We start from the raw sequence: 23,130 nt of genomic DNA, 5'->3' as shown, positions 1-23,130 counted from the left end.
TGGAACCCGGTATACGGGCCACTTTGCCACCATAGGACCGCGGGAGACGCAAGAAGACCGCAGCAGTGGGGTCAGCCGACCAGGTTGTAGGCCCCCAGCCCGGAGCCGAGGAACTGGCGCTTCCCGAAGCCGCTCGCCCGACCGGGCAGCACCCAGAGGTCACCAGTGGCTCGCTGTCGCACGAGGAGGTCGGCATGCGGGCTGCCCGTGAGGTTGCCCAGGCCGAGCACCCAGTCGTAGCGGCGCAGGTCGATGTCGAGGGTGCGACCGGCATTGACCAGACCGCCGGGGCCGTTGCCGGGATACATCCGCAGGGCGCGGCCCTTACGGAAGAGGCTGTCCGGGGCACCGTCGGTGTTCCATCGCCCGACCCCCACCTGGCGGCCGGCGTCGATCGGGCCGTAGGCGACGTAGCTCGGGCGCAGTCCATTCGTCCCGGCGCCGGGGTAGATCCGCATCGCGCCACCACGCGGCTGGCCCATCAGATCCGGGTAGCCGTCACCGGTCATGTCACCGACCGCGCTCAGCAACCGCACGCTCCCGAAGCGGGTCCCGATGCGACTCGGCTTGCCGAAGTGACCGTCACCATCGCCGCGCCGGAGCACCAGGGCGCCGTTGGTCTTGCGCACCACGAGATCGTCGTGGCCGTCGCGGTCCCAGTCGCCGACGTTGAGCAGCGCGTTCACCTTGGGCAACACCAGCCCGGTGTCGATCGGCCGGCCCAGGTTGAAGGCGCCCCGGTTGGCGAAGAGAACGTAGCGACTGCCCCGGCGAGCCAGCACGTCCGCCTGCCCGGTGCCCGCCAGGTCAGCACCACTGAGGCCAGCCCTCCCCGCGAGCCGCGGATAGGGGCCGAGCGCGTGGCCATAGCCGGTTCCGTCGGCCGGCAGCACCACGACGGCGCCACTCCGCTTGGTCGCGAGGAGGTCGGGCCGACCGTCGCGGTCATAGTCTCCGAGGCCGGTGATGGCGTCGTACGACGTATACGTCCCGGTCAGCGCGACGGCGCTGCCGAAGGTCGCCCGACCAGTGCCCCGGCGCAGCAAGAGTCGCCCGTCACCGCTCAGCCCGACCAGGTCGACGTGGTGGTCGCCGTCGAGGTCGCCGGCACCGGCGATCGACCGGTAGTCGCCCCACCCGGCGCTCAACCGGTGGCGCTTGAACCGGCCGTTGCCCTTGCCCAGATAGGCATCGAGCCGCCCGGTGCCCGGCTCACGGGCGACCAGGTCGTTGCGGCCGTCCTCGTCGAGGTCACCCACCGCCGTGATCTGGTCACGACCGACGAACTTCTTGGTCGCACCGACCGGACTGTCGAAGCCTCCGTCGCCGTCTCCCGGATAGACGCTGAGCCGACCGTCGGCACCCCGGACCACCACGTCCCCCCGGCCGTCGCCAGTGAGATCGGGCGACGCGACCACGGTGTCCCCGGCGGCCCAACTGGCACTCAACCGCTGGGACGCGAACCCGACGACCCCACCAGTCGGGATCACCATGACATGGTCGTCGGTGGAGCGCCGCGCGATCAGGTCCGGATAGTCCGTGGAAGCCAGATCGGTCTGCCGTTCACGACCTGACCAACCCTGCTGATAGTGCGCGGCAAGCTCCCTGATCCGGGGCAGCTTGGCATAGAGGTACTTGCCCGGGCAGGCAGTGGCCGCCGCATCGCGGTGGCCGTTGATCGCCTGGAACATCGTCGGCCCTACCTGCTGACGGGTCGAGGAGGCGTCCACCCCGTGCAGAGACAGCTTCCACGCGAACAGGCGACCATAGGCGCGCAGCATCTTCTTCGGCGGCTGGACGAGATCGAAGTTCCCGATCGCCGACATCGCGAAGGAGTAGTCGTTGTAGCCGAGCGTGTGGGCGCCGACGACCGGCCGGTCGACACCGCCGTACCGGCCCTCCCAGATCCGACCGAACCGGTCGACCAGGAAGTTGTAGCCGATGTCACTCCAGCCGCGTGACCGCACGTGGTAGGCGTAGATGCCACGGATCAGGGCCGGCACCTGGGCGCGGGTGTAGGTATTCGCGTTGACGGTGTGGTGCACGAATCCCGCATGCACCTCGAAGTAGCGCAGTGAGCTCGCGCTGCGCATGGATTCGTCGGCGCCCCACTGGGCCCTAGAGAAGATCTGCGGCTTGGGGGTGTACGTCGTCGCGCGCAGCGCGAGGGCGCCCTCGCCCGCTACCGGGCCTTTGGCCGCGTTGTCATCCGGAGCGCCCGGAGTGCTCGTCGAGGGAGTGTCCAGGGCAGTGTCGCCCGCGGCCCCCGCAGCTGAGGCTTCGGCCCCCGAGAGGTCCGCGTCCGGAGCGTCGAGCGTGGAGGTGTCGATCGCCGCCTTCTCGACCGCGGTGCTCCCCTCGGCCCCCGGGTCGATCACCGCCATCTTCATGTCGGCAGGCAAGGTCGCTGTGGTGGTCTCCCGCACCTGCACGTCGTCGACGTCACCGACCAGCACCGGGTCGGTGCCCGGTCGGGCATGGCGACCCTCCCGGCTGTCGGGATCGGGCGCGTGGTCAGGGTCGTAGGGCAACGTGGACCACTCCGACCACACCTCACCGGTGCGGGTGCGCACCTCGAAGCTCGCCGCCTGCTCGGGGATCGCTGTTGCATCCGTGGCCCAGGTGATGCCGATAGTGCCGAACCCGGTCACCGGCAGCGGATCGGTCACCATTCGGGCGGCACCGGCCTTGGTCTTGCCCGTCAGCCGCGCATGAAGGCCGGCCTGGGCGGTCTTGCCGAGAGTCCCTTGTCCCGCGGGCGGCGTGAGGGCGTACTCCTTGACCACCGGATCGACGACCTGAGTGGGCACCTGTGCGGTGTCGGTCCCGATCGCCTCGGCCTGGAGTCGCCCGCGAGTGTGCTCGGCCGACCCGCCGCCGACGATGTCGAGGCTGATCACGCTGGCCGCGGGCGTCAGCACGGCAAGCACCGCGCCGAGAACCAACAACTGCTGGCAGGCGGTGACGAAGCGGTCCTGACCGGGGCGCATGCACAACTCCTGTGTGAGGGGAAGGAATCACACGAGTTGCAAGTTTCACACCAGTCACATGCGTCACGGAAGGGAAACTGAGTAACTACAGAGTTGTAATTTCCACTCGACACGCCGAGTGCCCCGGAGATTTTCACCGAATCGAGGCGAGGGCGGCGCTAGTGACGCGCTGGAGGCGGGGTGACGAGCTAGATGTCGTCGCCGGTGTCCTCGTCGCCGTACTCCTCCACGTCGTTCTCCTCGGCGGCGCCCTCCTCGTCGTCCGACTCGTAGTGGAGGTAGCGGATCCCCTCGTCGACGTCACCGTCGAAGCCGACCCGACCCTCTTCGAGCACGACCACGCGGTTGCACATCTTGCGCACCGAGCCCGCGGCGTGGCTGACGTAGAAGAGGGTCCGCCCGCTGTCGCGGATCTCGAGCATCTTCTTGATGCACTTGCGCTTGAAGGGCTTGTCGCCGACGGCCAGCGCCTCGTCGGCCAAGAAGATGTCGGAGTCCACATGGATCGCGATCGCGAAGCCGAGCCGGGCGTTCTGACCGGAGGAGTAGTGCCCGACCTGGGTGTCGAGCCGGTGACCGAGCTCGGCGAACTCCACGATCTCGTCGAACTTCCGCTGTGTCTCCCGCTCGGACATCCCCAAGATGGCGGCGTTGAGATAGAGGTTCTCCCGGCCGGTGAGCTGGGGGTGGAAGCCAGCCCCCGTTGCGATCAGGCCGGCGATCCGGCCGCGGGTCAGCACGGAGCCGGAGTCGGGCCTCATCACCCCGTTGATCAGCTTCAGCAAGGTGCTCTTGCCGGAGCCGTTGAGGCCCATCAGACCAATCGACTCGCCCTGCTCGACGGTGAAGGAGACGTCATCGACCGCGCGCATAGTGCGGCTGGTCTCGTCGCCCCGCGCCATTGCCACCGAGATCTGCTTGATGGTGCGGTGGTAGCGAAGGGTGAAGGTCTTGGTGACGTTCTCGCAGACGATGGAGGTGGTCACAGGCGCTCCGGGATCTTGTTCTCGAGCCGGCTGAAGATCAGCTGGGAGACGAGGAGCAGCACGACGGAGAAGGCCACCATGGCGACCCCGAGCACCATGATGTGGTCGGGCAGGTCGGTAGCCATCGTGTGCGCCGGGTCGGGGGTGGTGCCGACCCAGAAGGCGCGCTGCATCAGCAGCACGGCGACCGCTAACGGGTTGAGCAGGTAGAACTGCGCCGCCTCTCCGAAGCGCTCCTGCACGATCGCGAAGGGGTAGATCATCGGCACGCCGAAGCGGACCAGATGGTTGAGCACCGTGACCACATTGCCGAAGTCACGGAAGAAGACGTTGGCGGCGCTGAACATCAGTGCCGACGCGAGCCCGAGGATGCCGATGAGAAGCACCGCGAGGATGAAGGCGACGAGGTCGATCGGCGTCGGCCACCAGCCGTAGAACAGGCAGGCGATAGTGAGCACGATCACCTGCGGCACGACGTGATACAGCGAGACCAGCATCGTCGCGACCGGGAACATCTCCCGCGGCATCGCCATCTTCTTCACGATGGAGCGGTTGCGCACGATCGAGCGGGTCCCGGCCCCGAAGGTCTCGATGAAGAAGTGCACCACGACCATGCCGGCGAAGATATGGATGCCGAAGTTCTGCACCTGCTTGTGCAGTTGCAGCAGACCGCTCATCAGCCCCCAGTAGATGAGGAACTGGGTGAGCGGATTGACGTAGGACCAGAGCAGGCCCAAGAACGAGCCCTGGTAACGGGCACTGATCTCCCGCCGAACCAGGAGCCGCAAGAGGTAGCGGCGCTCCAACACCCCGAGCAGCCCGTTGCCCGCTGTCGGCGGGGCGAGCGGCACATCGCCGAGGTCGCGCTCCGGCTCGATCACCGGCAGTGTCATTCCTCGACGAGGCCTTCGAACGTGGGCTTCCACGTCTCGGGCGAGGCTAGCTCCGGCAGCGCGGTGCGGTAGCGCTCGGCCAGCTCCGGCCAGTCGCGGTAGAGCTTCGCGTGCAGCTTGGTCGACCGGGCGATCTGGTCGCGGAACTGCGCGCGGTCGCGGCGATACCAGGATGCCGAGCCGCCGTCGGCCGAGGACACGATCGCCGAGTCGAAATGGGCCAGCCGGAACCAGCGCTGGTCGACGTGCGGCACGATGCTCTCCGGCGCCTGGCCGGCCAGTTCGCGCACGGGCAGCACCTGCCGCGCCAGCCCGACGGCAGCCATCTTCGCCTTGCCGACCATGCTGGTCGGGACCGGGACACCCTTGCCGCGACGCGGCGGCTTCTTCAGCCGCGGGGTCGGGAACTCGTCCAACGCGCCCTCGGACTGACCGTCGTCGTACGCGGCGCGCATGGCACGCACCTCACCCAGCCGGTAGGACACGTCGCGATGCATCCGCTCCGGCCCGTCGAGCACATCCTGCAGAGCCAGCAGGATCGTCTCGCCGGTGCTGTACTGCATCGACATCAGCCGCTTGACGTGGTTCTCCAGGCTCTCCCGGACCAGCTTGCCGCCGCGTTCGTACGGCGAGTGCAGCAGACCGGAGATCAACCGGTTCCGCTCGTGGAAGTAGGCCTGCCAGTCGATCGTGTCGTCCTTCTCGGTCCACGGCACGTGCCAGACGGCGACACCGGGCATGGTGACCGTGTGGTAGCCCGCGGCGCCGGCGCGCAGGCCGTACTCTGCGTCATCCCACTTGATGAACATCGGCAGCGAGAGGCCGATCTCCTTGACGACCGAGGTCGGGATCAGGCACATCCACCAGCCGTTGTAGTCGACGTCGACGCGGCGGTGCAGCCAGGCCGTGGAGCGCAACGGCTTGCGCGCGAAGTCGTGGCCGTGCACGGTGGCCGGCGCGGGACCCCAGAACCAGCGGTACTTCTTGATCGTCTCGCCATAGGCATGCATGACCGACCGGTCGTAGAGGCTCAGCATCTGGCCACCGACCAGGACTGTCTCCTTGGCGAGATCGGCCATCGCCACGGCCCGCAGCACGCCCTCGAGCTCGCAGACGACATCGTCGTCGAGCAGCAGCACGTAGTCGGACGACCCGCGCTGCGCCGCCTCGTTCATGGCGCGTGAGAAGCCGCCCGAACCGCCGAGGTTCTTCTGCTCGATGACCCGGAGCTTGTCACCGAGCGCGGCCGCGGCGGCGGCGTAGTCCGGGTCGTCGGTCACCTTCTGGGTGCCCTGGTCCACCACGACCACCTCGTCGAGGATCTCGAGCACTGGCTCGTCCTGGCCGAGGTTTACGAGTTGGGCGACGCAGAAGTCGGGTCGGTTGAAGGTGGTGATCCCGATGGTGACCCGACCCGACGTGGTCTTCTCCGTCTCGAAGCCCCAGACCGCTTCCTCGAGCACCAGCTCAGCATGGGCGGCTTCGACGTCGAACCAGTACCACCCGCCGTCGATGAAGGGCTTCAGCGGAAGGTCGAAGGTGAAGGTCTGCGCGGTCTCGGAGTTGACCTGACAGGAGTCGGCCCGCAGTGAGTGCCCCTTCGAGGTGGACCGATAGACGATTAGGTTGCCCTCACCACGCAGCCGGACCACCAGCCGCACCGCGGAGAAGTCCGTCCAGCGTCGCCAATAGCTGGCGGGGAAGGCGTTGAAGTACGTCGCGAAGGTCACCCGCCGCTCGGGGTCGACGACCAGTTCGCCCTCGGTGTCGACCCGACCGAAGCCACTCAGGCCGCCGATCGCCTCGACGGCGGCCTTGTCCTTGTCCTTGCCGACCTCGAACTCGCTGCCGGACTGACGCATCGACGCGTCTCCACCGGTGAACGAGGAGATACCGCCCATATAGAGCGCCCGCACGTCCAACTCTTGGTCCGGCCGGATGATGGTCCGCTGGACGACCCGGAAGTCTGCGTTGTCGAGGGGCTGCTCAAGGGTCGCGCTGGTGCTGTCGTTCACTCATGTTCCTTCGTCATCGCACCGGTCGTGGGGACGGAACTTAAGGTACCAGCGGAGAGGTCGTTGACCCGCTTTCCCTGCTAGCGTTCCGGCCATGGCCCCCCGCTGGTTGCGTCGCCTTCTAGGCCACCCGGTGGAGCCGATCGTCTACCTTCATGTGGGAGCGAGCAAGACTGGGACGACCTACCTGCAGGACCTGATGGCCAAGAACCGCAGGCACCTGCATGACGCCGGCTGCCTGCTCCCCGGCGATGCCCGGCTTGCGCAGGTCAACGGCGTGCTGCAGGCCATGGCGGTGCTGCGGAATCCGGAGTCAGACCTTGCCACGAGAGCGCCCCGCTGGATGGCGCTGGTCCGCGAGGCGATGGAGTTCAGTGGGCGCTGCTCGGTCATCTCGTCGGAGTACCTCAGCTTCCTCGACGAGGAGCGTGCGGCGCGGCTGCTGGAGACGCTGGCAGGGGCTGAGGTCCACGTGATCTTGACGGTGCGCGATGCCAAGTCGACCCTCCCTGGTCAGTGGCAGACCAGCATCCGCAACGGCGGCGTGCTCACCTTCGATCGCTACCAGCGCGGGCTCAGCAGGTCACTGCGGGTGCGCGTCGCCGAGCTGCCTTCCCGCAAACCGCAGCGACTCTTCCAACGCGCCCAGGGCGTCCCCCGCATGCTCGACGTCTGGCTCCCGCTCGTCGGCCCGAAAGCGCTGCACGTGGTGACGGTCCCGCCGAGTGGTTCGGACCCCGGCGCGCTGTGGAACCGCTTCGCCAAGGTCCTCCACGTCCGGCCCTCGGTCTGCACCGAGGCGCCGAACCGCTCCAACGTCTCGCTCGGCTATCCTTCGGTCGAGTTCCTGCGCCGGGTCAACCTGCACCTGACCGACATGTCCAAGAAGGACTACTTCAAGCTGGTCCGCGGGTTCCTCTCACGCTCGGTGCTGGAGAAGCGTGCGGGCGTCGAGCGGCGAGCGGCACTCGACCAGCGCGGCATGCGGCGTACGGCGCGGTGGAACGCCGCCATCCGCCGAGCCATCGAGGAGCGTGAGCTGCGGGTCGTCGGCTCCCTCGACGACCTGGTGACCACACCGGCGCCCGCACCCAAGTCGATCCCACCGCCGACGAACGCCGAGTTGCTGGTCGCCGCCACTAGCTGCCGCCTCGGCCTCGAGCGCCTCCGCGACCACCTCGCCGCCGGGAACGACTCACAGCAGCTGACGTTGACCGCGGCCGACATCTTGGCCGACGCGGTGGCCGAGCCCGACGACGAGGTCGACGACAAGGTCATCGACGAAGCGGCCCACGATGTGGCCCAGCTCGTGCTGGAGTGCGCCGCCCTGCTTTGACCCCGGCTTTGATCCCGGACCAGTCGACGCTGCTTGCCGACCCGCGCCAACTGGTCAGTGCCGTCAGCTGGTCAGCGCCGTCAGCTGGTCAGTGCGACCAGCTCACTCACCCGGCCAGCGACCTCCTCGGTGCTCAACCCGACGTGCTCCAAGATCGTGTAGCGATCGGGCCGCGTGCTCGGGGCCGACATCACCGCCTCGACGAACTCGGGCTCGGTGAGGCCGATGTCCAAGGGGTTGCGACCCAGGCCGTGTCGGGCCAGGCACTCCGAGATCTGCGCGAAACGCTCCGGCTCACCCCGGAGCAGGGTCGCATAGAGCGCGCCGACGCCGGCCAGCTCACCGTGGTTGGACACGCCGGGGTAGAGCTGGTCGATCGCGTGCACGATCTCGTGGCAGGCGCCGCTACACGGCCGCGAGCTGCCGGCGACCGACATGGCCATCCCGGACAACACGAGCGCCTCGGCCAAGGCGACCAGGAAGTCCTCGGACTCCACGCTGTCGGTGCGCCGCAGGATGGCTTCGCTCGCCGTGCGCGCGAAGGCGATCGCCAGCCCGTCGACCGGCTCTCCGCGCTCGCGGTGGGCCAGCATCCAGTCCTCGATCGCGGAGGTGTTGCTCACCACGTCACCGACGCCGGCGCTGACCAGGTGGCGGGGGGCCGCACGGACATAGTCCAGATCGACCACCACGGCCAGCGGCAGCGCGACTCCGTAGGAGCCCTTGCCGTGCGCGTGCTCCAGTGAGGCCACCGGCGAGCAGATCCCGTCATGGGCCAGGTTCGTTGCGACGGCGACCATCGGCAAGGCGGCCCTAGTCGCGGCGTACTTCGCGACGTCCAAGGTCCGACCGCCGCCGATGCCGACCACCGCGTCGTAGCCGCGCTCGCCAAGGACGCCCTGCAACTCACCGGCCGAGGCCAGGCTCGCGTCGAGGACCCGGAAGAGCGTCGCGTCGGGAAGCGAGTCGGCGATGCGCGCCCAGATCTCTTCACCCTGCGACGGACCGACCGCGACGAGCACACTGCCGGTCGTCGAGATGTAGCGCTCGTGCAGCAGTGCGGAGAGGTTGTCCACGGCGCCGGACCGGATGTCCAGCGACAGCGGACTGGCCAGCATCCGAGCTAGTACAGGCACGCGATCTCCCGTGCGATGGCGAGATCGTCATGGTTGTCGACCTCCACCCAGCGGGTTCCGCTGGGGATCGGCGCGACGTCGATCCGGCCGCCACGATCGACCAGCTCCTGGTAGCCGTCCTCGTAGTAGAGATCCGGGTTGCGCTCGAAGGTGGCCCGCAGCGCGTCGGCCAGGGCGGGCACCACGGATCCCTCGATCAGGGTGGCGCCGATGTACTCACCGTCGGCCGTAACGGGATCCATCAGCTTGGTGATCCGGGTCAACTCTCGGTCCGGCCCGAGTTGGACCTTCATCTCCTCCTCGGCCAGCACCTTCTCGGTGTCGACCGCCAACACGACGTCGGGACCACGAGCGGCGAGCAGGGTCTTCTCGACCTCGACCGGGTGAACGGTGTCGCCGTTGACCATGAGTACGCCGTCGGTCAGGTGCTCGCGAGAGAGCCAGAACGAATAGGCGTTGTTCCAGATCTCCGCCTTGTCGTTGTGCACCAAGGTCAGCGAGACGCCGTAGCGGCGTTCGAGCTCGGCTCGTCGCCTTTCGACCGCGTCCGCGGCGTAACCAACCACGATGACCACGTCGCGCAGCTCGACCTCGGCGAGGTTGCGCAGCGCGATATCCAAGATCGTGGTGTCGCCGTCCACCGGCACCAGCGCCTTGGGCAGCGTGTCCGTGTAGGGCCGGAGCCGCCTGCCGGCTCCCGCCGCCAGCACCATGCCGATCATGCGCCCATCACTTTCGTCGCCCGTTCTGTGTGTGCTGCAGGTCAACCACCGCCCGCAGGCTATCGTCGCGGCGGCTGCCGGGTGGACCCGGCTCGCGTAGTAGGCTTCCCGCCACATCGTCGACCGGGGGTGCACCACAGATGAACGACCAGTCGCCGGGCCGTGGACGGCGCGCACTGGATCGCCTGCGCCGCGGCGGCGGATCCGCGGATCTCGCCGCGCTCAAGGAGCGGCTGGACGACCTCGAGGTCAAGGTCGCCGAGACCCGTCGGCTACGTCGTCGGGTGGCGGAGCTGGAGGCCGATCTGCAAGAGGCCAGGCGGCTCAACCGACGGGTCGCGGAGCTGCTCGACATCGTCGAGGAGCTGTTGGTCCCGCTCTCCTTGCGCGATGAGGAGCGGGTCAAGGCGTTCCTCGACAGCCACACCGTCCCCCTGTGACCGAGGACCACGTGACCACGGTGGGTTCTTCCACGCTCAAGCTGACCGATCAGCGCATCGGGTTGCCTCTCGACCTCGATCCCGAGACGACCTACGACGTGCTGCTCAACGACCTCCATGTCTGGTCCCTCCAACCGGCCCGTGACACCCAGCAGTCGGGCGGTCACCTGGTCGCCGCGTGGCCCAAGGGTCTGCATCGCTACTTGGCGGGGCGGGCAGAGGTCGTGCTCCGCGATCACGTCTCCGAGACGATCCTCGCGACCGGGGAGCATGTGTTCGCGGGCGCCGAGGACAAGGTCGTCAGCGTCACCGACAAGGACGGCCACCCGCTGATCCTCGACAAGTACGGCAAGTTGATCAGGCCGCTCTCCTCGGAGGGTCAAGACACCCTCGACGAGCTGATGGATCACATCGAGCGGCTGCTCCAGGTGCTGAACGACGAGTGCGGCGTGCCGGCGTACATCAGCTATGGCACGCTGCTCGGTGCCGTCCGCAACGGGCGGTTGATCGGCCACGACAACGACGTCGACCTGGCCTATGTCAGCTCCTACGACTACCCGGTCGACGTGATCCGGGAGGCCTACCGGATCGAGCGTGCGCTCTCCGAGCGAGGTTGGTCGGTGCGCCGCGGCTCCGGAGCCCGGATCAACGTCCGGCTGCGTCTGAGTGACGGCACCATGCGCTACGTCGACGTGTTCACCTCGCACTGGGTCGAGGGCGTCTACTACATGCCGCAGGACACCGGCTTCCGGATCGAGCGCGACGCGATCGTTCCGCTGACGACGGTCGAGCTTCTTGGCCGCCAACTGCCCGCTCCCGCGGACTACGAGGCGCTGCTCGCGGCGACGTACGGCGAGGGCTGGCGCACCCCGGACCCGTCGTTCAAGTACCAGACGCCGCGCTGGCTGGCCCGCCGGATCGGCGGCTGGTTCGGTGGCCTGCGGACCGGACGCAAGCAGTGGGACACGTTCTACGGCTCGCATCGCTCCGCATTGCCGACCAAGCCGACGAAGTTCGCCAAGTGGGTGCGCCGCAACTATCCCGCCGACCACCCGATCGTCGATCTGGGCGCCGGCAACGGCCGCGACACCTTGTGGTTCGCCAAGAAGGGGCGGCCGGTGACCGCCATCGACTACTGCATCGGGGTGATGAACCGCACCACCTCCAAGAAGGGCGCGCGCGAGCTCCCGATCAGTTTCGAGGTGGCCAACTTCTACGACACCCGGCAGGTGCTCGCCCTGGGCACCCGCCTCGCCCGCTCCGAGACTCCGGTCGACCTCTACGGTCGCTTCCTGCTGCACTCCCTCACCGCTCCCGGCCGGGAGAACCTGCTGCGCCTCGCCTCCATGTCGTTGCGTTCGGGGGGGCGGCTGTTCTTGGAGTTCCGCACCACCGCCGACGCCGACCTGCCGCATCACTTCCCTCAGGGCGGCCGGCAGTTCCTCGATCCCGACGACGTCGTCGCCCAGATCGAGGCCCGCGGCGGCCGCATCCTCGACCGGCAGGAGGGTCAGGGCTTGGCTCCTTTCGACGAGGAGGACCCCCAGGTTTGTCGGCTGGTCGCGACCTGGCAGCGGTAGGCAGCTCGGCGCCGCGGGGGTAGTAGCCTGACGCCGACCGACCGATGACCACTCGCAAGGGGTTGTGCCCAGATGAACGACCGTCCCGCAGCCGCCGGCCGCGACGCGTTGCGCAAGGTCGCCAAGGTGGCTCCCGGCTCGACCAGACGCGAATTGACCGCACTCCGCGAGCGGGTCGCCGAGTTGGAGGAGGACCTCCAGGAGGCACGGCGCCTCAACGTGCGGGTCGCCGAGCTGCTCGATCTGGTCGAGGAGCTGCTGGTGCCGATGGCCCAGCAGGACGAGGAGCGCGTGCAGCGCTATCTCGACGCCCACACGGCGGTGCTGTGATCCCCGCTGCGACCACGCCCGCCACCTCCACCACCCGGGCCGGTCGGTAGAGACGATGGCGCGCCGAGTCCACCTGCATATCGGCCTCCCGAAGACCGGGACCACCTTCTTGCAGACGACCATGTGGGAGAACCGGGATGCCCTGGCCGACCAGGGATTCTGCTACCCCGGCAGGAATCGAATGCAGCACTACCACGCGTCCCAGGCGGTGCGCGGGATCTCCCGAGCCGCCCAGCGCAAGCACCATGGCGCGTGGCAGGGCCTCATCGACGAGCTCGCTGCGTGGGACGGCGACGGCCTGGTGTCACACGAGTTCTTCAGCATGGCGTCGGCGAAACAGGCGATCGCCGCGGTGCAGGCGCTCGCCCCCGCCAAGGTGCACGTCGTGGTCACCGTGCGCTCCTATGTGCTCCAGTTCCCCGCGGTGTGGCAGGAGGCGCTGAAGATGAACTCCTCGCTCTCCTTCGACCAGTTCATGGAGGCGGCGCTAGCCAATCGGCTGAAGGGCGCGTGGAGCTGGGACTCCCAAGACATTCCCCGTGTCCTGGGGCGTTGGTCCGCTGCGGTGCCTCCCGAGCAGCTCACCGTGGTCACCGTGCCTCCGCCGGGCGCTCCACGCGGACTGTTGTGGGAGCGCTGGCGCGAGGCGATCGGCATCGACGACAACCACTTCGACCTGGACGTCCACTACGCCAACGAGTCGATCGGCGCGGCCCAGGCAGCTCTCCTCCTGCGGGTCAAGCCCTACCTCTCCGGCCCGCTGACCGCCGGGAACGTGCGACACCGCTGGGTGCGGCACTACTTCGGGCACGAGGTGCTGGTCCCGCAACGCGGGGAGCGGTTCGGCCCGCGCCCCGAACAGGCCGCTGCGCTGACCGCAAGGTCCGAACACGCCGTGGAGGTGATCCGCGAAGCCGGCTACCCCGTGATCGGCGACCTGGACGACCTGGTCTCGGTCCAGCCGCGCCAGACCGGCCTCTCCCCGGACGACGTCACCGATGCCGAGATCGTCGATGTCGCGGCTCGCGCGATCGAGCAGATGATCCGCGACGTCAAGCAGCTGACCGAGTCGCGCGACCGCTGGCGCGCCCGCGCAAGACGAGCTCAGGGACACACTCCGCGCGGGTTCGTCCGCCGCGTGTCCGGGCGACTGCGCCGGGCGTGGAGCAAGACCCACGGCTGACGACTCTCCGGTCAGCAGACCGACGCGTGGTGGCGGAAGCAGCCCCTGCTCTGCAGCGTGTAGTCCACCAGGAGCGGCCGGTGGTCGGAGTGCAACCCGACCACGATCTGCTGCGCGACCGGGGTGACCCAGCGGCGCTGCACGTAGTACCCGTAGTCGATGATGCGCTTGTCGAAGCCGTTCGGCAGGACATGGGTGCCACGATCGGGGATGCCCAGCGTCTCGAACGTTGCCGCCGCGCCGACCTGTCCCATGTTGTAGAAGGGGAACAACGGGTCCTTGACGACGCGGTCACTGCGGTAGTTCACGTTCAGGTCACCCAGGACGAAGATCGAACCACCGGTGGTCGTCTTGATCTGGTCGATGAGCGCCCTGAGGCCGTCCATGTGCATGCGGTAGAGCTGCAACCGCTTCTTCTGCTTGTTCGGTCTGCCGTTGCCCTGCTGGACCGTCGGCACCGCGTGATTGTTCAGCACGTAGACCTGGCGCTGGGTGGAGATCTCCCGCAGCCGCGCCCAGATGATGTACTTCGCCCTCATCGTCGACGGGCCAGCGCCCCGCGGGCCGACATAGGTGTCCGGCGAGACCTGCACCATGCCAGTGCCGAGCAGGGTGAACTTGTCGGAGCGGTAGAGGATCGGCTGGCCACCCGGGACCGCCTTGACCGGCATCCAGGCGTCGTACACGCAGGTCGCGCAGTCGACGAAGCGCTTCTGGATCTTGCTGCGCTTCTTCCAGCTCGACATCTCCTGCAGAGCGATGATGTCGGCGCCCTTGTCCATGAGCGCCTTCACATCGGACACCGTCCTGGGCACCCGGACCATGGAGCCGGCGTTGTACGACGCGATCCGGATCGTCGCAGTGACCGGGTCACCCTTCGTCTTCGTCGCGGTCGGGCCTGCCTCGGCGGCGCTCGGGACCAGGGTCGCTACCAGCGCAACGGCGGCGCCGGCGGCTAGAACGGACACTCTGAGCCGGGCCGCGCGGGGGAAGCGGCGGGCTGTGGACCTCATCGGATCAACCTTTCGAGTCCTCGGCGTGTCGCATCATCGAGGGGAGTTGAATGTGTGACGATGCGAATTTCACTTGAGCGACTCTAGTCACAGAAGTTGCGCCCTGTCACACCCTTCACAGAATTGGACAGGTTCTCGCGGGCCTCGACGACCTCGACCGGCCGACTCGGACCCGACTTCCGTCGAGATCAGGCCTCGGGCGCTCCGCGGAGGCGGCGGTAGACGCCGTGTGCTCGACCGAGCAGCGGCCGGGTGCGCGCGGCCTGGACGAGCGCGAAGCGGATCGGCGTCTCTTGCGCGGCACTCGCCATGTCCTCCGCCCGGCGCTGCACGCGGCGCCGCTCGTTGAGCACGACGAGGAGGTCGGCGATGGCGGACACGCTGTCGGTGAGCATCGTCTCGGCGTCGGGCGTGCGATAGGCATCCTCGTCGGCCACGGTGGCCGCTTCGGGCACCAGCTCCTCGAGATCACCGACGACATCGACTCCCGACGCAGCGAGCCGGCCGGCGATGGCGCGCGACTCTGCGACCGCGAACTTGGCGTCGTCTGGCGCCAGGGCCAGTCGAGTGCCTGGGTGCTTCTCCAAGATCCGATGCGCCAACACGTTCTTGACCACCAGCGGGTAGGGACCGGGCAGTGGCAGCCGCTCCCCCAGCTCGAGGTTCACACGCCGCAACAGCTCGGCCTGCTCGGCGCCGAGCGAGCTGTTGGACCGAGGCAGGGCGGTGTTGAATGCTTCCGGATCGACATCGAGGAGGCTGGCGAACCGGCCCCACAGCAGCTCGGAAGATGTGCCGCGGGGCGGCACGGTCACCACGTGCACCTGCGCCGGGGGAAGTCCCGCCCCCCAGCGCTCCAGCACGCTTGCGAAATCCTGCACCTTCCAGAACCAGCCGGTGCGGGCGTCGTCCTCGCGCACCTCCGCTACGAAGTCGGCGAAGGTCTTCGTCGAGCGATGTTTGACGTGCTCTTGCCACTCGGCAGCGACCTGCCGGACCAGGTCCCGTGCGGTCACCACCACATGCACCTCGGCCCCCACCGCCTGCAGCGACTCCACCCCGGCGGCGGCCTGCTCGGCGGTGGCCGCGGCGAACAGCTCGTGCGAAACCAACGCGGTGCCAGACCAGTCGGCCACCTCCGCAACGATCCGATCCCACATCCCGATCGCGCGCGGGGGGTGGATCGGGCGGCGGGAGAGGCCACGCAGGTCCAAAGAGGCCAGATAGTGGTCGTTGAAGCGCTCCATCGGCAGCAGGAGTCCCTGTTCGCGCGCGGTGGCGCGCTGGGACCACAGCACGTTCTGCAAGAAGGTCGTGCCGGTCTTCGGGCTCCCGACATGCAGCACGACCCGCCGCGCCCCGCCCTCACCAGGCATACCCATGCCGGTCACCCTAGTGACCGGCCGACTCGGCGCCGCATGCGCGTCAGAAGGGAGGCGGCATCTGCTGGCCCTTCCGACGTCGCGCCCCCGTCGCGCGCCTGACGGGCGGCCCGGGCCGCCAGCAGGTCGGCGATGGCCCGAACCGCCACAGAGACCTCGTCTTCCGCTGACACGTCGTCGGGGGCGACCGTCGCCGGGTCCGGCGATGCCGGCACCAGGTCGGCCAGGTCGCCGTACACGCGGTACCCCCGTTGGTGCAGCACCTGATTCTGAGTCTCGGCCAGCGTGCGGAGCCTCTCGACCAGCTCGGGAGGGCAGACGGGTTTGGTGGCTGGCTGTGCAGCCAGGAGTTGCTGGGCAAGCTGATTCTTGACGATCCGCCCGTAGCGAGGCTGTTTGATGCGTCCGTCGAGGGCCTTGTTCACCTTGCGTAGGACGGCGACCTGCGCCGTGCCGAGGGTCTGGTTCGCGCGACCCGGGGTCGTCGGGTCGAGGTCGGCGGCGTCGAAGCCGACCGCCTCGCCGAAGCGTCGCCACAGCAGCGTGGGGTCCGCACTGTTGCGCGGCGCCACCACGACGTGCACTCTATCGGCAGAGAGGCCATCGGCCCACCGGTCCAAGACGCCGACCACGTGCTGGTAGCGCCAGAACAGCGAGGTGAACTCGCCACCGTCCAGCTGGTGCTCGATCCGCCGCTGGAACTTGGCGAACGTCGTGGTCGACCCGTTCTTGACCCGCTCCTGCCACTCGGAGGTGACCTGCTTCGCCAGGTCGCGCACCGTCACCAAGACGTGGACCTCCAGGCCGTCGAGGTCAGCGAGACAGGCGGAGACCTGCTCCTCGGTGCAGGCGCTGAGCAGTTCGTGACTCATCACCGTGGTGCCTGAGAACCGCTGCGCGTCGCGACAGAGCCGACGCCAGGTGCCGACGAGCTGCTCGCGGTCGTGGCCCCAGTAGTCGAAGGCCTCTCGAGCCTCGATCGCGGCGTGGAACATGTCCTGCTGCCGATGCCCTGGACAACTCACCCCGACCGCACGCAGTTCGTCACGGTTCTTCCAGAGCGCACGCTGCAGGAAGGTCGTACCGCTCTTGGGTGTCCCCACGTGGAGGACGACCCGCTGCCGCGATACGGGGTCCGCGCTCACGGAGAGGCGCTCACGGGTAGAGGGTGGGCGCGCGCATACCGACGAACTGCTTGCCCTTGGCCGCCGGTGGGTACTGGCTGTAGGGCAGTCGGCGGGAGTGCTTGCGGATCCGCACCCAGTCGGCGAAGTACTTGTTGTAGGCAGACTTCAGACGGATGTTGAGGCTGTTCTCGTCACCCTTGGACAGCGATCCGGCGACCCAGTTCTGAGTGCCCGTCCAGACCTGCCACGACGAGCGGTCCGAGCCCACCGTGCCCTTGACCAGGACGTACTTCGCGTGGGTGCGGACGTCCGCGGTGCCGTCGTCGTTGAGGTCCCAACGACTGTCGTAGAGATTGATCACGTGGTGGGCGGCGGCATTGCGCAGCCGGGCCGCGATCTGGCGGGACGGGGCACCGTAGATGACGTTCACGGCACAGCCGTGATGGGCCAGACTGAACAGCTTGTCAGCGATGTAGTTCCCGCGCTTGCCCTTCCAATAGAACATCGAGACGTGCACCTGGGTGCGGCCGATTGCGCTCGTGCACTTGATCTTGTTGAGGTCCTGCATCGTCGGGTCGTTGCGCTTGGTGGCCTTGCGCATCGGGAAGAACCGGCTGGTGAACGGTCCGTCGTTCACCTGCACCTTCTTGACCGGGGCTCGCACGTCGTCGGTCATGTCGAGGTGGATCCGCTTGTAGGCGGCGACGCTCTTCGGGCGGCCCGTCATGACGTACATGTCGTTCCACCCGAGCAGGGCGCCGCCCATGTTCAGGTTGGAGGAGCTCACGATGACGACGTTCTTGGCCTTGCCCGAATGGGAGAAGACGTAGAACTTCGAGTGCATGTTGCCGCCGGCGCCCCGGCAGCTCCCACTGCACTTCTTGACGTAGCTGCGGTCCTTGCCCCAGGTGACCGGGGTGCTCCGCGGCTTCTTGACGCTGCGTAGCGCGGCCTTGGTCGACATCAGCTTGCGCGGCTGGACCATCACCGGATCGCCGGTCTTGTCCCGGACCAGCTTGCCCTGGGCGTCGACCTTGTGCCGCTTGGTGTTGCAGGGTCCGCGCCGCGGCTTGTGATCGGGCTTCCCGTCGCCGTTGCGGTCCTTGACGTTGTCGGCGTTCAGGGTGGTGATCAGCCGACGACTCGGTCGGCTGGCGATGTCCTCGTCGAAGATGACCCGCACCGAGACCCCGCGCTTGCAGGCGCCGATCAGCGCGTCCGTGGTCTTCTTCCGGTCCATCAGGAAGGTCGAGATCAAGATGAACGGTTTCGGGTCCTTCTTGGTCGGGCGCGTCTTCCTGATCGCCTTCTCGACCGTCCGGACGAGCTCGAAACGCTGCGTGTCGTTGCCCCACGGCCTGGGCACGTTGAACCGCGCTCCCGGCGGTGGCTGGTAGGCCATCGCGGGAGCAGCTTCGAGCACGAGCGACAGGGCCAGGAGCACCCCACAGATGACGGAAAGACGGCGCACTGGATACCTACCCTCGACTCTGGCCCCGCTCCAGGGCCCATGGCGCCCACCAGGATAACCGGAGGATCCGTCCAATCCGAACGGCCGCCGCGCAGCAGCCGGCAGAGTATGATTCGACGGGCCCGACCACGCCGACCCAGGCACCTGTGACGGGCACCACTCAGCGGACTCAGCGGGTCCGCTCGGGCATAGTGATCTGGAGAGGTGACGATCGCGTGGGCAAGCACGCAGGGCCGCGGCCATCTCGGGTGTCACGCCCGGATCAGGCGCGCCCCGGTGAGTCGCGCTCGTCCCGCTCACGCCAGCCGGGGCCGCGCACCACCCGGTTGCTCTCTGTTGTCGGTGTGGTCGCGCTGACCGGTGTGGTGCTAGGCGTCGTCGCCGCGTCAGCGGACCCCACCAAGCGTGCGAGCGGGTCGGCCGACCTCTCGGCCGCTGTCGCCATCCCGGTCCTTCCCGGCAGCGGCGGCGTCACCCAGAGGCAGATCCCCGACCTGCTGGTGATCCCGCCCGGCTCGGATATGACCCAGGGCAAGACTGCAGAGCAGATCTCCGCCAAGGCGCAGCGGGTCGTCACGCTCAGGGACCGCGCAGAGGCGAAGGCGCTGGCCGAGGCGAAGCCCACCGTCTTCAGGGTCGGCAGCCTCAACGTGTTGGGCGCCTCCCACAGCGACGGCGGCAACAAGTCCCGCTACGCGGACGGAGCGACACGGGTCCGGTCGGCCGCCGCCAAGATCCGCGGACTGGGCATCTCGGTCATCGGGCTGCAGGAGTACGAACCCAAGCAGCACTTCGCCTTCGTCAACGCCACCGGCTGGGGTGTCTTCCCGGGCATGTCGATGGGCACCCGCGGCGTCCGCAACTCCATCGCCTGGAATCCGGCCGTGTGGACGCTGGTGGAGTCGCACACCGGGACTACGCCGTACTTCCGCGGCAATCAGGTGCCACTCCCCTACGTCCTGCTCGAGAACAAGGCGACGGGCGGCAAGGCCTGGTTCATCTCGGTCCACAACCCGATCAGCAGCGGCAAGCGCGGGCAGAACCAGAAGTGGCGCAGCATTGCTACCGCCAAGCAGGCCGCCCTGATGACGAGCCTGCGCGCCCAATCCGGCTATCCGGTCTTCCTCACCGGCGACTTCAACGAGCGTGGCGAGGCGTTCTGCCGAGTCACCGCCGGCGGCCGCGCGATCGCCGCCAACGGCGGCACCTCCTCACCGTGCCGACTCCCCGGCACGAACGGCATCGACTGGATCTTCGCCAGTCCCTCGGGGGTCAGCTTCACCGGCTATGTGCGAGACAACAGCACCATCGGGCGGATCTCCGACCACCCGCTGATCTACGCGACCGCCACGCTGGCCCCGCAGCCGAAGACCGACTGATCCTCATCCCGCGAGCGAGGTCAGTTCCTACCCGTCGACGCCGCCGCTCTCCAGCGGCCGATGGTCGGCGAAGTGGGGGCGCAGCAAGTTGTCGAACATCGACAGGGCCGAGCCGATCGCCATGTGCATGTCGAGGTACTTGTAGGTGCCGAGCCGGCCCCCGAAGAGCACCATCGGCTCGCCCTTGGCCAGCTCGCGATACTTCAACAGCTTGGCACGGTCCTCGGCTGTGTTGATCGGGTAGTACGGCTCGTCGTTCTCGTCGGCGAACCGGGAGTACTCGTGCACGATGACCGACTTGCCGGGCAGGTGGGTCTTCACTCGCTCGGGGTGGAAGTGCTTGAACTCGATGATGCGAGTGAACGGCACCTCTTGGTCGTTGTAGTTGACCACGCCGGTGCCCTGGAAGTCGTCGACGTCGACCACGGACTCCTCCAGGTCGACGGTGCGCCAGGAGAGACGACCTTCACAGTTGCCGAAGTACTCGTCGACCGGGCCGGTGTAGACGATCGGCACCTTGCCCTTGTAGTCGTCGGCGACGTCGAAGAAGTCGGTGTTCAGCCGCACCTCGATGTTGGGGTGGTCGGCCATCTTGGTCAGCCACGCGGTGTAGCCGTCGACCGGCAGGCCCTCGTAGGTGTCGCTGAACCAGCGGTTCTCGAAGTTGTAGCGGACCGGCAGGCGGGTGATGATCTCGGCGCTCAGCTTGGTGGGGTCGGTCTGCCACTGCTTCGCGGTGTAGCCCTTGATGAACGCCTCGTAGAGCGGCCGCCCGATCAGGGAGATGGCCTTCTCCTCGAGGTTGGTGGCGTCCTCGGTGGCGATCTCGCTGGCCTGCTCGGCGATCAGGGCGCGGGCCTCGTCGGGAGTGTGGCTGTGGCCGAAGAACTGGTTGATCAGGCCGAGGTTCATCGGCAAGGAGTAGACCTGGCCCTGATACTTGCCGAAGACGCGGTGCTTGTAGTCGGTGAACGACGTGAAGCGGTTGACGTACTCCCACACCCGCTCGTTGGAGGTGTGGAACAGGTGCGCGCCGTACTTGTGCACCTCGATGCCGGTCGTCGGGTCCTTCTCGGAGTAGGCGTTGCCGCCGATGTGGGAGCGTCGCTCGAGGACGAGCACGTTGAGATCCAGCTCACTGGCGCAGCGCTCGGCGATGGTCAGCCCGAAGAATCCGGACCCGACGATGACGAGGTCGGGCGATGGCTGGGTGGTTGGCTGGTCAGACACGAACGTGGACTCCTGGGGTCTCGGGGCGGCCGCAGTCTATCGGCGCGGACCACTCCGGCCAGCATCGCTGGGGAAGCGGCGCGCGTCACGCAGCGCCTGCCACACATTGCGCGCCTCAGCCCTTCCGCCGCGCACCGGACTCAGTCCCAGCACGGCCGCGGTGATCGCGTACGGCTTGGCCCGAACCAACCAGTTGGAGCCGTAGCGACGGTGCACCACGAACAGGTTGCGGTACATGTAATAGCCCTTCCAGCTGTCCAGGGCATGCTGCTGGTCGAAGTCCAGTTGTCGCACGACGACAGCGTCGCGGACCGCCCAGATGCGGAAGCCTGCGCGGCGCGCACGAATCGCGAAGTCGACATCGTCGTAGAAGATGAAGAAGGCATCGTCGGGCAGTCCGATCGCCTCGACGACCCGGCGCTGGACCAGGAAGCCCTCGAAGGCGACCACGTCCAGCTCGACTCGCTCCGGCATCTCGGCCCGGGTGCCGTAGGCAGTCTCGACCGAGTCGCGCTTGGGATGCACGGTCAGTGGGCTGGTGAGATCGAAGTGGACGGCCGCCTTCTCGACCAGGTGGCCGGCCCGGTCCTCCCGGACCACCATCAGGCACGGCTCGTCATAGCGCATCAGGACCTCGAGGCAGTCCGGTGCAGGGACCACGTCGTCGTCCATCAACCAGATCCGGTCCGCGTCGCGGTCGTACGCCGCCTCGACCCCCGCCCGGAAGCCACCCGCGCCTCCGGTGTTGGTCTCCTGCCGCAACACCTCGAGGGGGAGGTCGTCGCGCTCGGCCAGCACCCTCGCGGTGTCGTCGGTGCTCGCGTTGTCGACGACCACCACCAGGTCCGGGGCACGGGTCTGGGCGGCCAGACCGTCCAGCGTCTTCGGCAGCAGCGCGGCCCGGTTGTAGGTCACCACGACCACGATCACCCGTTCAGACCCTGAGGCACTCATCACAGGAACCTCAAGTGGCCGGTGAAGTCTCCGCGCAGTCCGGCCCACATCGCCGAGGCACTCAGCCGCAGCCGCCGCCAGCTCGGCCGAGTGAAGGTGTAGAACCAGCCCGTCTTGGCGACGAACGCGGCCGCGTGGAGCGGGCCGCGGTAGTTGAGCAGGTTGACCAGGTTGTTGCGGGCCATGCAGTAGTGCTTGAGGTCGCTCGGGCTGTGGTTGTAGGTCGTCACTCCGAACGCCATCGGTGTGCCGAGCTCACCCACCGACGGATGCCGGACGACGGCGTCCGCGACGGTCGCGATGCGGGCACCCGCACGCTCCGCCCGCAGTCGATACTCGTGGTCGTCGCCCCAGATGAAGAACTCCTCGCGGACCAGGCCGATCCGCTCGACCAGCTCCCGGGTGACCAACACGCCGTTGAACGGGATCACCACGTCGCGGATGAGCCCGTTTCGTGCAGCCCGGTGCACGGCCGCGCGGTCGAAGACGACCGAGCTCCTTCCGCGGAGCCGGATCGGGAAGACCAGCCGCTCGGGGTCCGCCTCGTCGACCACGACGGGTCCCCAGAAGTCGAGCTGGCCCGCGTAGGCCAACAGGGTGTCCAGGCAGCCGTCGTCGGGCAGTCCGTCGTCGTCCATCAGCCAGACCAGATCGGCGCCGCGCTGCAGCGCCCATCCCAATCCCTCGTGGAATCCCCCGGCGCCGCCGGTGTTGTGCTCCAGCGTCTGGGCAAGCAGGTCGGGTCCGTCGACCGACTCCGCGGACTGCTCCCTCAGCCAGTTCCCGGTGCCGTCGGTCGAGGCGTTGTCGACGACCAGCACCTCGGCCACCCCTGGCGTCGTACGCAGCGTACCGACCAACCGCCGCAGCAGATCCAACCGGTTGAACGTGACGACGACGGCAATCACCCGCGGAGTCGCCTGGTCGGTCACCCGGGCCACCCTACGCAAGCACCGACGTACC

General features: G+C 67.9%; 19 protein-coding genes. 6 read left to right on the top strand and 13 right to left on the bottom strand.

The features are described from left to right. Positions 1-71: 71 nt before the first annotated feature. The 4 genes from QM714_RS18160 to QM714_RS18145 form a co-directional block, all read right to left on the bottom strand. Positions 72-2,990, bottom strand: a complete 2,919-nt coding sequence (locus QM714_RS18160) for an FG-GAP-like repeat-containing protein (RefSeq protein ID WP_415102743.1) — start codon at positions 2,988-2,990, stop codon at positions 72-74. Positions 2,991-3,178: 188 nt separating this feature from the next. Beyond that, positions 3,179-3,976: an ABC transporter ATP-binding protein gene (locus QM714_RS18155; RefSeq protein ID WP_415102742.1), complete on the bottom strand. Its 798-nt coding sequence runs from the start codon at positions 3,974-3,976 to the stop codon at positions 3,179-3,181. Next, entirely contained in the window at positions 3,973-4,869 is an 897-nt protein-coding gene (locus QM714_RS18150) for an ABC transporter permease (protein ID WP_415102741.1), read from the bottom strand. Before QM714_RS18150 ends, QM714_RS18155 begins: the two co-directional genes overlap by 4 nt. Further along, the gene (locus QM714_RS18145) at positions 4,866-6,884 is read right to left on the bottom strand and encodes a glycosyltransferase (RefSeq protein WP_415102740.1); all 2,019 of its coding nucleotides are present in this window, start codon (positions 6,882-6,884) and stop codon (positions 4,866-4,868) included. Before QM714_RS18145 ends, QM714_RS18150 begins: the two co-directional genes overlap by 4 nt. 94 nt (positions 6,885-6,978) lie before the next feature. Between QM714_RS18145 and QM714_RS18140 the strand changes: the two genes are divergently transcribed. Further along, positions 6,979-8,220 carry a hypothetical protein gene (locus QM714_RS18140; RefSeq protein ID WP_415102739.1) on the top strand — a complete coding sequence of 414 codons (1,242 nt, stop codon included), beginning with the start codon at positions 6,979-6,981 and terminating at the stop codon, positions 8,218-8,220. An 80-nt stretch (positions 8,221-8,300) separates the two neighbouring features. Here QM714_RS18140 and QM714_RS18135 read toward each other — a convergent pair whose 3' ends face one another. Both QM714_RS18135 and QM714_RS18130 read right to left on the bottom strand, forming a co-directional pair. Then, positions 8,301-9,338, bottom strand: coding sequence for an iron-containing alcohol dehydrogenase family protein (locus QM714_RS18135; protein WP_415102738.1), 1,038 nt, complete (start codon positions 9,336-9,338; stop codon positions 8,301-8,303). A 5-nt stretch (positions 9,339-9,343) separates the two neighbouring features. Beyond that, positions 9,344-10,078: a sugar phosphate nucleotidyltransferase gene (locus tag QM714_RS18130; protein WP_415102737.1), complete on the bottom strand. Its 735-nt coding sequence runs from the start codon at positions 10,076-10,078 to the stop codon at positions 9,344-9,346. A 140-nt stretch (positions 10,079-10,218) separates the two neighbouring features. Here QM714_RS18130 and QM714_RS18125 point away from each other — a divergent pair, with 140 nt between their 5' ends. From QM714_RS18125 to QM714_RS18110, 4 genes are all read left to right on the top strand, one after another. Further along, positions 10,219-10,518, top strand: a complete 300-nt coding sequence (locus QM714_RS18125) for a DUF6752 domain-containing protein (RefSeq protein WP_415102736.1) — start codon at positions 10,219-10,221, stop codon at positions 10,516-10,518. Continuing rightward, complete coding sequence (locus QM714_RS18120) at positions 10,515-12,098, top strand: LicD family protein (protein ID WP_415102735.1); 1,584 nt, start codon at positions 10,515-10,517, stop codon at positions 12,096-12,098. Before QM714_RS18125 ends, QM714_RS18120 begins: the two co-directional genes overlap by 4 nt. Before the next feature lie 72 nt (positions 12,099-12,170). Then, entirely contained in the window at positions 12,171-12,428 is a 258-nt protein-coding gene (locus tag QM714_RS18115; protein WP_415102734.1) for a DUF6752 domain-containing protein, read from the top strand. 55 nt (positions 12,429-12,483) lie between these two features. Continuing rightward, entirely contained in the window at positions 12,484-13,611 is a 1,128-nt protein-coding gene (locus QM714_RS18110; protein ID WP_415102733.1) for a hypothetical protein, read from the top strand. An 11-nt stretch (positions 13,612-13,622) separates the two neighbouring features. On the opposite strand, the gene QM714_RS18105 is transcribed toward QM714_RS18110, so the two are convergent. From QM714_RS18105 to QM714_RS18090, 4 genes are all read right to left on the bottom strand, one after another. Further along, entirely contained in the window at positions 13,623-14,624 is a 1,002-nt protein-coding gene (locus QM714_RS18105) for a hypothetical protein (RefSeq protein ID WP_415102732.1), read from the bottom strand. 188 nt (positions 14,625-14,812) lie between these two features. Beyond that, entirely contained in the window at positions 14,813-16,006 is a 1,194-nt protein-coding gene (locus tag QM714_RS18100) for a hypothetical protein (RefSeq protein ID WP_415102731.1), read from the bottom strand. A 5-nt stretch (positions 16,007-16,011) separates the two neighbouring features. Next, positions 16,012-17,151, bottom strand: coding sequence for a hypothetical protein (locus tag QM714_RS18095; protein ID WP_415102730.1), 1,140 nt, complete (start codon positions 17,149-17,151; stop codon positions 16,012-16,014). Between the two features lie 10 nt (positions 17,152-17,161). Beyond that, entirely contained in the window at positions 17,162-18,535 is a 1,374-nt protein-coding gene (locus tag QM714_RS18090) for a phospholipase D-like domain-containing protein (RefSeq protein WP_415102729.1), read from the bottom strand. A 413-nt stretch (positions 18,536-18,948) separates the two neighbouring features. Here QM714_RS18090 and QM714_RS18085 point away from each other — a divergent pair, with 413 nt between their 5' ends. Next, positions 18,949-19,983 carry an endonuclease/exonuclease/phosphatase family protein gene (locus QM714_RS18085; RefSeq protein WP_415102728.1) on the top strand — a complete coding sequence of 345 codons (1,035 nt, stop codon included), beginning with the start codon at positions 18,949-18,951 and terminating at the stop codon, positions 19,981-19,983. A gap of 27 nt (positions 19,984-20,010) precedes the next feature. On the opposite strand, the gene glf is transcribed toward QM714_RS18085, so the two are convergent. The 3 genes from glf to QM714_RS18070 are packed head-to-tail and all read right to left on the bottom strand — an operon-like array spanning position 20,011 to position 23,099. Further along, positions 20,011-21,213, bottom strand: coding sequence for a UDP-galactopyranose mutase (gene glf / locus QM714_RS18080; RefSeq protein WP_415102727.1), 1,203 nt, complete (start codon positions 21,211-21,213; stop codon positions 20,011-20,013). Positions 21,214-21,249: 36 nt separating this feature from the next. Further along, on the bottom strand, positions 21,250-22,167 hold the full coding sequence (locus QM714_RS18075; RefSeq protein ID WP_415102726.1) for a glycosyltransferase family 2 protein: 918 nt from the start codon (positions 22,165-22,167) through the stop codon (positions 21,250-21,252). Further along, on the bottom strand, positions 22,167-23,099 hold the full coding sequence (locus QM714_RS18070) for a glycosyltransferase family 2 protein (RefSeq protein ID WP_415102725.1): 933 nt from the start codon (positions 23,097-23,099) through the stop codon (positions 22,167-22,169). The genes QM714_RS18075 and QM714_RS18070 overlap by 1 nt, the downstream gene beginning before the upstream one ends. Positions 23,100-23,130 lie beyond the last annotated feature (31 nt).

It is taken from the genome of Nocardioides sp. (assembly GCF_047602075.1).
GTDB lineage: Bacteria > Actinomycetota > Actinomycetes > Propionibacteriales > Nocardioidaceae > Nocardioides.
This window is presented reverse-complemented; position numbering and strand designations above follow the sequence as displayed.

What these genes read in the sequence shown, in the direction of transcription:
- QM714_RS18110 (WP_415102733.1), top strand. Translation starts at nt 12,484, where the DNA reads ATGGCGCGCCGAGTCCACCTGCATATCGGCCTCCCGAAGACCGGGACC.
- QM714_RS18130 (WP_415102737.1), bottom strand. Translation starts at nt 10,078, where the DNA reads ATGATCGGCATGGTGCTGGCGGCGGGAGCCGGCAGGCGGCTCCGGCCC.
- QM714_RS18140 (WP_415102739.1), top strand. Translation starts at nt 6,979, where the DNA reads ATGGCCCCCCGCTGGTTGCGTCGCCTTCTAGGCCACCCGGTGGAGCCG.
- QM714_RS18075 (WP_415102726.1), bottom strand. Translation starts at nt 22,167, where the DNA reads ATGAGTGCCTCAGGGTCTGAACGGGTGATCGTGGTCGTGGTGACCTAC.
- QM714_RS18100 (WP_415102731.1), bottom strand. Translation starts at nt 16,006, where the DNA reads ATGGGTATGCCTGGTGAGGGCGGGGCGCGGCGGGTCGTGCTGCATGTC.
- QM714_RS18135 (WP_415102738.1), bottom strand. Translation starts at nt 9,338, where the DNA reads ATGCTGGCCAGTCCGCTGTCGCTGGACATCCGGTCCGGCGCCGTGGAC.
- QM714_RS18125 (WP_415102736.1), top strand. Translation starts at nt 10,219, where the DNA reads ATGAACGACCAGTCGCCGGGCCGTGGACGGCGCGCACTGGATCGCCTG.
- QM714_RS18160 (WP_415102743.1), bottom strand. Translation starts at nt 2,990, where the DNA reads ATGCGCCCCGGTCAGGACCGCTTCGTCACCGCCTGCCAGCAGTTGTTG.
- QM714_RS18150 (WP_415102741.1), bottom strand. Translation starts at nt 4,869, where the DNA reads ATGACACTGCCGGTGATCGAGCCGGAGCGCGACCTCGGCGATGTGCCG.
- QM714_RS18115 (WP_415102734.1), top strand. Translation starts at nt 12,171, where the DNA reads ATGAACGACCGTCCCGCAGCCGCCGGCCGCGACGCGTTGCGCAAGGTC.
- QM714_RS18090 (WP_415102729.1), bottom strand. Translation starts at nt 18,535, where the DNA reads ATGGCCTACCAGCCACCGCCGGGAGCGCGGTTCAACGTGCCCAGGCCG.
- QM714_RS18105 (WP_415102732.1), bottom strand. Translation starts at nt 14,624, where the DNA reads ATGAGGTCCACAGCCCGCCGCTTCCCCCGCGCGGCCCGGCTCAGAGTG.